We start from the raw sequence: 10,695 nt of genomic DNA on the forward strand, positions 1-10,695 counted from the left end.
CGGATAGATGGCGGTGTTCTTTTGCTGCTATGTGGCGGTCTCAAGCGCCGTGACGAAGGAGTCGCCAGCGGCTCCCCGGCTCGATCGTCATCTCGGCGAGTCGGACCTAGCCGGTTGCTGGTCGGTTGCCCTTCTCGGCTGGTGGGGATCGGAGAGAGCGGCGTGCACGGCGTGGAGGATTTCGCGGTCACTGTGGCCAGTGGCGCGCGCTGCAGCTACGTGGGCTGCGGACTTTGCCGCCAGGGTCTCATTCGAATCAGCTGTCGTGAGCCGTGCGTCGTCCGCCGCAGTGGGAACCTGGGTGCCGTCACCTCTGCTGGCAACGGTGGTGCCGGCTCCTCGTCGGGTCGTGATCAGTTGCGCTTCCTCGAGGAGCTTGTAGGCGCGAGCGACGGTGCCGGGGGCGAGTCCGAGGTCGCTCGCCAGTGCACGAATGGTGGGTAAGCGATCGCCGGGCCGCAGTCTGCCGGAGACGATTTGGGTGAGAACTCCGCGTCGGACCTGCTCATAGGGGGGCGTCGGGTCGCCAAGGTCGACGACGATTTGGCTCATCAGTGCCCCCCGCGCGCAGGTGTGCTCGTGGCGCTGGGCGCTGAGGGCTCCGGCGTTCGAGCTGAGGGCACGGAGCTGTAACGGGCCAGCACTTCCGGGAACACCACCATGACGAAACCGACTGGAAGAGCCACGAGTCCGGTGACGACGCCAATCGCTGCGACGGCGATGCAGGCCTGCTCGGTGGTTGTGGTTCGCGCGAGCCCATCCGACGTCAATAGACGCGCGATGATGAGGGAGGCTACCGGCAGCATGCTCGCAGCAGTCGCCAGAACCACCGCCCCGATCACGGAGGTAGAGGAACGGCGTCGCAGCAGGATGTCTCTGGTGTCATCGCTCGGACGGCGTAGCAGGATGGCGCGGATAGCGAGAGCGCTGCAGAGAAGGAGGACAAGGATCCCGCCCCACATCGGGAGTGTGTAGTGATGCCCCGGGAAAGGGGTAGCGCCCGACCGCGTCACTTCGCCCGTTGGCAGGTGCCGCACAGCTGTGTATGCGCGCCCACCGTCCGACAGTGCTGTGCCCAGTAGAGAAAGGATCGCAAGCATTACCAAGGAGGCGATCCCGATCAAGAGTGCGCTGCGGGGGACCACCGTGCCTGTCGTGCGGCGTACCAGCGAGGCGCTACGCACGTTGACGTGCGGTGCAGAGAACGTGCGCTCACCGATGGTGATGGCGAGGACGAGCACCGCCGCTCCGATCCCTGGTCCGAGCGTGGCGATCGCCCCGTAGCCGAGGGGCCCCGGCGACGACTGTCCGCCGACGCCGAGCACCAAGAAACCGGTCCCCACGACCACCCCGAGCAGCGACCCCACGCAGCGCGCTACCTGAGCCCCAACATGCAGGCCAGTGCGTTCCACCCCGAGGACCCCCGTGAAAACAAGAACTCCGACGATGACGAGGACCAGCCCCGCAAGGCAAGGCGCCGCGAACAGGACAAGGATCGACATGAGGTGCCTCCGACAGTTCTTGTATCGACAGAACTACACAATGACCCAGACACCATCTTGTGTCAAGAGAGAAGTACAAGCAGGTATTGGGCGGGGAGCCGTGCGTCAGGCTGGGGTATACCCCACTGCGCAGATGTGTCACGAAAGTGCTGTTTCGGACCCTGTGTTACGGGGGAGGTTACGGCCAGTAGCTGTCACGCAGGGTGTGCCCCAACGCGACGGATCTGTCGCATTGGGGCACCTCGTCCCGCACGGTAGGTCGGCCAGCGTCAGTCCCCCGTTGGCTCCTGAAGTGATGAGTTGGCGCTCGCGCGCCTCCCTGGACGCGCCGGAGGGGGCGCCGCTCAGGTCTTCGCGATGCTGTCTTCGGGAGTAGAGCGGGTACGGAGGATCATGTCGACGCCGAACATGGCACGTTGGATCGCTGCCGCGCCCCGCTCGCGCATGCGTGCGTGAACGGGCTCGAGCCTGGCTTCGGGGTTGGTGTCGCCTGCGAGGGCTCCCACGAGGTCCGCTGCGTCTTCGATAGCGATGCCAGCGCCCATGCCGGCCGTCGGCGGGGTCGCGTGCACGGCATCGCCGATCGCGGTTATACGCCCTGCAGCCCACGGTGCGAGCTCGGGAGCCTCGGTCGCTGCGGCGTTGAAGCGGAAGGCCGCGACGCCATCGACCTCGGTGGCAAGAAGCGCGCGCAGCGGCACGTCGCCCCACCCTGCCGCACGCAGAGCACTAACTGTCGCATCTCGAAGCGCAGCGCCGCCCAGCCCACGCAGGGTGGCACCTCGACCGTCTTCGGCCAGCATGGCGCCCCAGATGTACGTTGCTTCCTGCGTGGCAGAGATGAGTGGTGTCGGTCGGCCCTGGACCGCATGCCCGATCGGATCGTGGAAGCCGACGTAGAGGGCTGTAGCATCTGCACCCGTCGCGAGGCTCGATCGTGCACCCAAACGAGTGCGCTCTTCGACGTCAAGTGCAGTGGCAACCGTGCGGCCGGAGACGCCGATGAGTCCGGTTGGTGTGCTCGTCGGACGCCCCGCGAGCATTGCCGCGATCCGTGAGCCGACGCCATCGGCGGCGACCACAAGGTCGCCGCGGAGGACTTCACCGTCGTCGAGTTCGACCATCGCGCCGTCGCGGTCGGCCGTCGCCGCGACACCGACGCGACCGCGCAGCAGTTCGCCGCTAACCGCCTCTGCGAGCAACAGCCTGAGGGTGACCCGGTCAACGTCGATGCCAACGTCGGGATCGATATCGAACGCGCCCCGCTCAGTGCCCTGATCGTCGAAGATCGCATCTGCGCCACGGCGCGCGCCGTCCGACGCGGCATCTAGGAGGAGGTCGAAGCTCTCCGACGAGACGAGTTCGCGCAGAGCCGCCTGTGCCGCGCTGCGCAGCGTGATGTGGTAACCGGGCGTCGCCGCTAGGTCGTGGTCACGCTCGACGACAACGACGTCGTGCGCTGTTCGCGTTAGACCGTTCGCTAGTGCGAGGCCTCCGATGCCTCCACCCACGATAATGATGCGCATGGCTTCCCCTCTCTATTTACTGCGCCGTGCAGTAACTGCGCCACACAGTAGATCCGATAGGGTGGACGCGCAAGGGATGAGGAGGTGACGTCGCATGACCAATGACATGGACGCGGCGCGCGACGCGATCATCGCAGCGCTGCCCAGCTGGCAGGTGCTCGTAGTGCAGCACAACGAACTGGTTGCGCGTCGAATGGGCGTGTCTCCGTCCGACCTTCAGTGCCTGTTCGTGCTTAGCCGCCATGGCACATGCACTCCCGGCCGACTGGCGCGCGAGATCGGGCTCACGACCGGATCTGCTTCGCGGATGGTCGAGCGTCTGCTCGTTGCTGGACTCGTCGAGCGCACGCCTGACCCAGATGATCGGCGTCGCGTGGTGGTCGCGGCTCGTGGTGAGGCGCTCGAACGCGTCGCGGAGCTCTACGAGCCACTCAATGTACGGCTGCGTGAGTTGCTGGGCGATCTGGACCTTGCTGCACTCATGGGCATGCTCGACTTCGTGCGCGCCGCAGAGGGTGCGACAGTACAGACGCTACGCGAACAGGGCGTTGGCCAGCCATCGCCTACGGGACCAGTGATGCGTTGATCGGTCGAGGCGGCCGGCGATCGTGGCTCAGACCGGCCGTCATGTTGGGGTATACCCCAGTAGGACACCCCGCTCCTTGCGTCGCTGCGGTTGCGAATAGGGTCCGCGCGGGCCATTTCGTGACAGATCTGTGCGACTCTCCGAGCAGAGGGCCCTCTCGTGACACGTGCGAGGCATGACCGCTGGTGAGCACGTGAACTGTGACGAGGCTGCTGCACGGCAGGGCGCCCCGGCTTGCGGGGCGGCACTACGCATGGCAACAGCCCGCCCTATCTTGTCGTCCCCGGTCAGAGCGTTCATAGTGGAGTGATGAGCGAGCTGACTGCAACGGTGCCGACCATCGACCCGATCCCCGAAGGCCTCGCCGAACGTGCCGCCCTCCTCGGTGGCCCCGAGGGCGTGCTCACCGACGAGCAGATCGCCACCTTCGTCACCGAGCAGCTCGCGGGGACCGACTACGAGGGCAAGAGCGTCTGCCTGATCATTCCCGACGGCACCCGCTCCGTGCCGCTGCCCGCAGTGCTGCCCGCGATCCACGACGCGCTCGCCGGCCGCGCCAGCTCGGTGACTGTGCTGATCGCGCTGGGCACCCACGCCGCGATGAGCGAGGAGGCGATCGACAAGCTCCTGGGCTCCACCGAGCGCGGCGCGAAGGCGACCTACCCGGAGTGGACCGTCGTCAACCATGCTTGGGACGATCCCGAGCAGATCTCGGACCTCGGCGAGATCTCCGAGCAGCGCATCGCCGAGCTCACCGGGGGCCTGCTCACCGATATCCCGATGCGGGTGCAGATCAACAAGCTGTGCGTCGAGTCCGACGTGAACCTCGTCGTCGGCCCCGTGTTCCCGCACGAGGTGGTCGGCTTCTCCGGTGGCAACAAGTACTTCTTCCCCGGCTGCTCGGTGCACGACGTCATCGACATCTCCCACTGGGTCGGTGCGCTCATCACCGCCAGCCGCATCATCGGCACCCTCGGCATCACCCCGGTGCGCCAGCTGGTCGACGCCGCCAGCGAGCTCATCGACGCCGAGAAGTACGCCTTCACCATGGACGTCGCCTCCGGCGGCGCCGAGCTGAACGCCATCGCCTACGGCGACCCGCAGGCCGCCTGGGCCGCGATGGCGAAGATCTCCGCGCTCACCCACATCACCTACGTCGACAAGCCCTATCAGCGGATCGTCGCGCTGGTCCCGGAGATGTACGACGACATCTGGACCGGCGCCAAGGGCTTCTACAAGTCCGAGCCCGTCTGCGCCGACGGCGGCGAAGTCATCATCTACGCCCCGCACATCACCGAGGTCGCCGCGATGCATCCCGGCCTGCGCGACATCGGATATCACAACATCGAGTACTTCACGAAGCAGTGGGACCGGTTCAAGGACCACCCCTGGGGCGAGCTCGCCCACTCCACGCACGTGACGGGCCTGGGCACCTACGACCCGGAGACGGGGGAGGAGAAGCAGCGGGTGCGCCGCTCCTTCGCGACCTCCATCCCGCAGGAGGTGTGCGAGGAGTACAACGTGACCTACGTCGATCCCGCCTCCCTCGACCTCGAGGCATTGCGCAACGACCCCGACACCCTCGTCATCGACCACGCCGGCGAAGTGCTCTTCCGCCTGGCCGCCGAACGTGACGGTGGAGAGAAGCAGGACCTGTGACCACCACCGACCGCCGCACCAGCCACCTCACCCTCGCGACCACCCCGTCGCCCGCTGGGCCCGCACCGGCCGATGATTCCGCGGCCCAGCCCGCATCCCTGTTCGCCCCCGGGCGCCCCTCCTTCGAGGTCACCGAGATGACCACCGCGGCGCTCGCCGGGGAGGAGCTCGCTCTCGCCGATGAGGTCTCCGCGCAGCTCAAGGGCGTCGGCCGCCTCGGCGTCGCCTACTCCGGTGGGGTGGACTCCGCGACCCTCCTGGCCCTGGCCGTGCGGGCGCTCGGCGCCGAGAACGTGGTCGCGCTGCTGGGAGTCTCCCCGTCGCTCGCCCGTCGGGAGCGCCGCCTCGCCCACCAGGTCGCCGCCGTGATCGGTGCGCACGTCGTCGAGGTGTTCACCCATGAGGGGGAGAACCCCGAGTACCAGAAGAACGACGCCTCGAGGTGCTTCCACTGCAAGGACGAGCTGTTCACCCGCATCGACGACGACATCGTCGGCGAGCACCAGCTGGACGCCGTCGCCTACGGGGAGAACGCTGACGACGTCACCCGGCACGACCGGCCCGGCGCCGGCGCCGCCACCCGCCATCAGGTGCTGCGCCCGCTGTCGACCGCGGGTGCGACGAAGCAGCAGGTCCGCGACATCGCCCGCGCGCTGTCGCTGCCGGTGGCGGACAAGCCCGCCGCCCCCTGCCTCGCCTCCCGCGTGCCCTTCGGGCAGGCCGTCACCCCCGAGAAGCTGCGCCAGATCGACGACCTCGAGGACGCCGTCTACGAGCAGGGCTTCAGCGACTGCCGGGTGCGCCACCACGGCGAGGTGGGCCGCATCGAACTGCCCACCGGCGAGCTGGCCCGCGCCATGGAGCCGCAGATCCGAGCCGCCCTCGTGGCCGCCGGCAAGGAGACCGGCTTCTCCCACGTGACCATCGACCTCGACGGCATCCGCTCGGGCCTGTTCTCCCTGCAGATCCTCAACACCGCACCCCGTGGCTGAGGGCGACCAGGGCGTGGCCGGGCCCCCGAGTGACGGGAAGATCGACGGCTTCCTCGACCTCGACCTCGACCGTGCCTCGCGCCGCGGCGCGCCCGAGGCCGTGCTCTGCGATGCCAAGAGCATCGAGCAGGTCGCCGCGATCGCCACCGAATACGCGCGCCTCCACGCCACCGGCCGCGACGACCTCGGCCCCGTGCTGTTCACTCGCGCCGATCAGGCCCGCGCCGACGCGATCCTCGCCGCCCTGCCCGGCGCCTTCCACGACCCCGACGCGCGCCTGCTCGCCTGGCCCGCGCAGGCCCCGGAGGCGACGGGCGGCCTGGTCATCGTCGCCTGCGCCGGCACCAGCGACCTGCCCGTCGCGAAGGAAGCCGAGCTCACCGCCCGCTATCTCGGCCGCCCCACGAGACTCATCGCCGACATCGGCATCGCAGGCCTGCACCGCCTGCTCTCCCGACTGCCCGAGCTGCGCGAGGCGGCCTGCGTGGTCGTCGCCGCCGGTATGGACGGCGCTCTGCCCACCGTGGTCGCCGGGCAGATCAGCGCACCCGTCGTCGCGCTGCCCACCTCCGTCGGCTACGGCGTCGCGAGCGGTGGGGTCACCGCGGCGCTCACCATGCTCTCGGCCTGCGCTCCCGGGATCGGCGTGGTCAACATCGACAACGGCTACGGCGCCGGCCACCTCGCCGCCCAGATCGCCCGCTGGGCACCGGAGGTAGGGGAGTAGACCTCTGGGGTGGGCTCAATGCCACCTGGTCAGCACCTCGGCGGCTTCTTTTGCTGCGATGGAACCGGTGGCCACGGCGATCACGAGGTCATAGGCGTCATCATCAGGTGCGGCGAGGTCGATGCCGTTCACGCCGTAGAAGACCACAGTGCTGAGCCATCCCAAGCGCTTGTTTCCGTCCACAAGGGGATGGTTGCGAACCAGCGATTCTAGGAGCGCCGCGGCCTTCAGGTCGAGCGACGGATAGGCCTCGCGTCCCCAGAGGGTCGTCGTCGGCCTGTGGGCCGCAGAGTCGAGGAGTCCGAGATCTCTGAGGGGCCCGACCCGGAGGTCGTCGATGAGGCTGAGCAGGTCCTCCGTGCTGAGGAAGACTGTCACTGACCGAGTCGATCGAGGAGATCCGCATATCGAGCGCGGCCCTTGGTGGACAGCTCGCTGACGAGCTGCTGGTGTCCGCGTCGGGCTGCGACGTCCCGAATGGCGCGAACGGTCGCCTCCTGGCGACTCACGCCATCTTTCTCGGCCAGCTCCGCCAGGATCTTCTCGTCAGCGTCGGTCAGACGCAGTGTCATCGCCATGGACGCAATGGTATCACCGCGGTATCACTTCGGGGCGTTCCTGTCACGTGCTCGGCCGCAAAAAGCAGGCTGACGGCTTGCGTTTCTTGTCCGACGGGTTGGTAAAGTAACTAGGGTGCCCCGCTCTCGCTCCACGATCTCCGTGGGATCCACTGCCCCCTCCACGTCCACCCGCCCCGCGCACCGACCCTCCGCCCGCGAGGCGATGCTCGACGCCGCCGAGGCCCATCTCGGGGCCGACGGCACGCTGACCCTCGACTCCGCAGCCCGCGCCGCCGGGGTCACCAAGGCCGGGCTGATGTACCACTTCTCCACCAAGGAGGAGCTGCTCGCCGCGGTGCTCGACCGCATCACCGGGCGTTACGAACGAGAGATGCTCGACCGCATCGCCATCCGGCTCGAGGGGACGGACGGGCACCTCGCCGACGTCGCCGCCCGCGACCGCTATCTGGCCTACCTCGAATGGGCTGCCAACTCTCCGCTCTCGCCCGCTGACCTGGTGATCTTCGCTGATCCGAATCTCCGCGTCACGCTCACGCAGCGCTGGCAGGAGCAGGTCGACCGCTGGCTCGACGTTCCCGCGGGAACGCCTTCCGGGCAATGGCGGCGGCTGCTCGCGGTGCGACTGATGGCCGACGGCGCCTGGTTCGATCGCGCCAGCGGCCTGCTCGAGGTCCCGGCCGACGAGGCCGCCGAACTGCACGCCCTCGCCGTCGACCTGCTGGCGGGCGCGGCATGACCGCCTGGCTGCTGCTGATCGGGGCGATCCTCGCGGAGGTCACCGCGACCCTCTCCCTGCGGGGAGCGCTCGACCATCCCGCGCTCTACGCCATCGTCGGCATCGGCTACCTCCTCACCTTCTCCCTGCTGATCCAGGTGCTGCGCCGCGGCATGGGCCTCGGCGTCGCCTACGGCATCTGGGGTGCCAGCGGCGTGGTGCTGACCGCCGTGCTCTCCGCGGCCCTGTTCGGCGAGCCGCTGACCCCCCTGAAGGTCGCGGGCATCGCTCTGGTCGCCGCCGGTGTGGTGGTGGTCGAACTCGGCTCCCAGCGCGCGCAGGCCGGCGGATCCGGGTCCCAGCACGTGCAGGCCCCGGAGGCGGTCCGGTCGGAACCGGGCGCCTCGCCGGAGGAGTTGTCATGAGCTGGCTGCTGCTCAGCGGCGCGATCCTCTCCGAGGTCGTCGGTACCTTGTCCCTGCGGGCCGCCGCCACGGGACGGCGCGCCTGGTACATCCCGGTGGTGCTGGGCTACCTCGGGGCGTTCGCCTTCCTCTCGGCGACGCTGCAGACGGGTATGCCGCTGGGGGTCGCCTACGGCGTCTGGGTGGCCGTGGGCATCGTGCTGACGGCGCTGCTCTCCCGCGTGCTGTTCCGCGAGGCCCTGACCCCGATGATGCTCGGCGGGATGGCGCTGATCGCCGTGGGCGTGCTGCTCATCGAGCTCGGCGGCGCGCACTGAGCCGTGGCGTGCCCCGGCCGACGGCACGAGCCGGCCCGCTCTCGTCCCGCAGGACGGCGGGGCCCTTCGGCCCGCGACGCCCGTCGTCCCGCGGGACCTGCGACCGACGATCCCTCAGCCGGTGCGCCCCAGCAGGTCCATGATCTGCCCGGGGTCCCCGGGCCAGGAGTGGTACACGTTGCGCTGGAAGGCGCCATCGCGCATCAACGGGGTGCCGGCGCCGTAGTCGCCCTCGTTCAGTGCCGTGCGCGCCGCGTCGGGCAGGTCGTCCCAGTCGATCAGCGGGTGCAGCTCGCCCGGACGGTCGTGCAGCCACATCGAGTGAGTGACCTTCTCGCCGTACCGGCTGTAGCCGAGCATCGGCCGGCCCTCGTGCGTGACCTCGGCCGACGGCTCCACCGTGAACAATCGCCCGTGCTGGGAGTAGCTGAATGAGAACATCTCGGCGTCCCCGTCCCCGTCCCCGTCCCCGTCCCCGTCCTCGTCGCCCTCCGCCTCGCGCAGCCAGATCACCGCGCCCTCCCAGTCGTGGCGGTGGCCGCGGCCGGGGGAGGGGCAGTCCTTGGGGAAGTACCAGGCGTAGACGATCGCGCGGTGCCCGGGCAGGGCGAGCGAGCGCGAGTAGGCCTGGCCGAGGGAGTCGCGCCCGCCGTCGTCCACCGAATCCGTGGGAAGGCCGGCGCTGATGACGCCCTCGGCGTCGACCCCGGGATGCGGGACGCAGCCGGTCAGCGGTGCCAGGTAGGGCTGGAACCGTTTCGCCAGGATCTGGCGCGGCTGGACCGGGTCGACCTCCTCGAAGCCGACGATCTGGTCGTAGGGCAGAGTCGGGATGCTCATGCGGTGCGCTCCTCGGCCTCGCGCAGGCGGGCATCGAGCCGCTCCAGCAGCGGAAGCAGCTCGGCGGGCGTGTCGATGGTGTGGTCCGGGCGCTCCAGGTCGGCCGCGGGGACGCGCGGATAGCGCGGGGTCCACGCCAGGTGGATGCTCGTGATGCCCAGGGCGTTGGCACCGGCGATGTCCCGGGCGAGATTGTTGCCGACCATCACGCAGCGAGCGGCATCGTGCGCCTCCAGATCCAGTGCTCCCAGGGCGGCTTTGAACATGCGCGGGCTCGGTTTCTGATGCCGCACGGCGTCCGAGCAGGTCAGGGTTTCGAACACGTCGAGCACTCCATGCTGGGAGAGCAGGTTCTCGAAGGAGACGAAGCGGCCGTCGGCGACCAGGGCAAGCCGGAATCCTGCGGCATCGAGATCGTGGATCATCTGCTGCGCGCCCGGAATCATCTCCCCGAAGACGACGATCCCCTCGTCATCACGGATCTCGGTTCCCTCGTCGATGAGGGTGTCTCCGCAGTCGAGCAGTGCGATGAGGCGTCGTGGTCTCACGGGAATCCTGTTCTGAAGGGTCGTAGTGGCCAGGGTATCCGGCCCTGAGTTCGACGTTAAGGAGTATCGATGACCGCACCTTGAACACGCGCGGGGGCGCCGGGTGAATCCCCGGGCGGAATTTAGCGCGATCGTGCCTTCCCGATCGGGTGGAATGAACGCTGTGTGAACACCACTGAAGGCAGGAGATGAAGGCGAAGAATACTCATTTCCGCCCTCTAGCCTCGATCTTTCATGGGGTCGGTAGGTCCGCTCGGTCGGCGTCGTTGCCGATCTT

14 protein-coding genes are annotated in these 10,695 nt (G+C 68.6%); 7 read left to right on the plus strand and 7 right to left on the minus strand.

Annotated elements, in window-relative coordinates; translation table 11 throughout:
• Positions 1-87: 87 nt before the first annotated feature.
• The 3 genes from INT51_RS18050 to INT51_RS18060 form a co-directional block, all read right to left on the minus strand.
• Positions 88-552: a GntR family transcriptional regulator gene (locus tag INT51_RS18050; protein WP_096196587.1), complete on the minus strand. Its 465-nt coding sequence runs from the start codon at positions 550-552 to the stop codon at positions 88-90.
• Positions 552-1,502, minus strand: a complete 951-nt coding sequence (locus tag INT51_RS18055) for a hypothetical protein (RefSeq protein WP_096196586.1) — start codon at positions 1,500-1,502, stop codon at positions 552-554. Before INT51_RS18055 ends, INT51_RS18050 begins: the two co-directional genes overlap by 1 nt.
• Before the next feature lie 344 nt (positions 1,503-1,846).
• Entirely contained in the window at positions 1,847-3,028 is a 1,182-nt protein-coding gene (locus INT51_RS18060) for an NAD(P)/FAD-dependent oxidoreductase (protein ID WP_193106725.1), read from the minus strand.
• 94 nt (positions 3,029-3,122) lie between these two features.
• Between INT51_RS18060 and INT51_RS18065 the strand changes: the two genes are divergently transcribed.
• From INT51_RS18065 to larB, 4 genes are all read left to right on the plus strand, one after another.
• Positions 3,123-3,614 (plus strand): MarR family winged helix-turn-helix transcriptional regulator, encoded by a 492-nt coding sequence (locus INT51_RS18065; protein ID WP_193106726.1) that lies wholly within the window; start codon positions 3,123-3,125, stop codon positions 3,612-3,614.
• Between the two features lie 309 nt (positions 3,615-3,923).
• Positions 3,924-5,273, plus strand: a complete 1,350-nt coding sequence (locus INT51_RS18070) for a lactate racemase domain-containing protein (RefSeq protein ID WP_193106727.1) — start codon at positions 3,924-3,926, stop codon at positions 5,271-5,273.
• Between the two features lie 137 nt (positions 5,274-5,410).
• The gene (gene larE, locus INT51_RS18075; protein ID WP_193106740.1) at positions 5,411-6,265 is read left to right on the plus strand and encodes an ATP-dependent sacrificial sulfur transferase LarE; all 855 of its coding nucleotides are present in this window, start codon (positions 5,411-5,413) and stop codon (positions 6,263-6,265) included.
• Positions 6,258-6,992, plus strand: a complete 735-nt coding sequence (larB, locus tag INT51_RS18080; protein ID WP_370540829.1) for a nickel pincer cofactor biosynthesis protein LarB — start codon at positions 6,258-6,260, stop codon at positions 6,990-6,992. Before larE ends, larB begins: the two co-directional genes overlap by 8 nt.
• A 15-nt stretch (positions 6,993-7,007) precedes the next feature.
• Here the strand turns inward: larB and INT51_RS18085 are convergent, their stop codons facing one another.
• Entirely contained in the window at positions 7,008-7,370 is a 363-nt protein-coding gene (locus INT51_RS18085; RefSeq protein ID WP_193106728.1) for a type II toxin-antitoxin system death-on-curing family toxin, read from the minus strand.
• Complete coding sequence (locus INT51_RS18090) at positions 7,367-7,570, minus strand: CopG family transcriptional regulator (RefSeq protein ID WP_193106729.1); 204 nt, start codon at positions 7,568-7,570, stop codon at positions 7,367-7,369. The genes INT51_RS18085 and INT51_RS18090 overlap by 4 nt, the downstream gene beginning before the upstream one ends.
• A 115-nt stretch (positions 7,571-7,685) precedes the next feature.
• On the opposite strand from INT51_RS18090, the gene INT51_RS18095 reads away from it, so the two are divergent.
• From INT51_RS18095 to INT51_RS18105, 3 genes are read left to right on the plus strand one after another with little or no spacing between them, the layout of a single operon-like run.
• Complete coding sequence (locus INT51_RS18095; RefSeq protein ID WP_304502245.1) at positions 7,686-8,309, plus strand: TetR/AcrR family transcriptional regulator; 624 nt, start codon at positions 7,686-7,688, stop codon at positions 8,307-8,309.
• Entirely contained in the window at positions 8,306-8,713 is a 408-nt protein-coding gene (locus INT51_RS18100) for a multidrug efflux SMR transporter (protein WP_193106730.1), read from the plus strand. Before INT51_RS18095 ends, INT51_RS18100 begins: the two co-directional genes overlap by 4 nt.
• A complete protein-coding gene (locus INT51_RS18105) occupies positions 8,710-9,030 on the plus strand; it encodes a multidrug efflux SMR transporter (protein WP_193106731.1) in 321 nt (106 codons plus the stop codon). The genes INT51_RS18100 and INT51_RS18105 overlap by 4 nt, the downstream gene beginning before the upstream one ends.
• A 114-nt stretch (positions 9,031-9,144) precedes the next feature.
• On the opposite strand, the gene INT51_RS18110 is transcribed toward INT51_RS18105, so the two are convergent.
• Both INT51_RS18110 and INT51_RS18115 read right to left on the minus strand, forming a co-directional pair.
• The gene (locus INT51_RS18110; RefSeq protein ID WP_193106732.1) at positions 9,145-9,870 is read right to left on the minus strand and encodes an NPP1 family protein; all 726 of its coding nucleotides are present in this window, start codon (positions 9,868-9,870) and stop codon (positions 9,145-9,147) included.
• Complete coding sequence (locus tag INT51_RS18115) at positions 9,867-10,418, minus strand: HAD family hydrolase (RefSeq protein WP_304502246.1); 552 nt, start codon at positions 10,416-10,418, stop codon at positions 9,867-9,869. The genes INT51_RS18110 and INT51_RS18115 overlap by 4 nt, the downstream gene beginning before the upstream one ends.
• Between the last annotated feature and the right edge of the window lie 277 nt (positions 10,419-10,695).

The organism is Brachybacterium sp. FME24 (genome assembly GCF_014897705.1).
Classification (GTDB): domain Bacteria; phylum Actinomycetota; class Actinomycetes; order Actinomycetales; family Dermabacteraceae; genus Brachybacterium.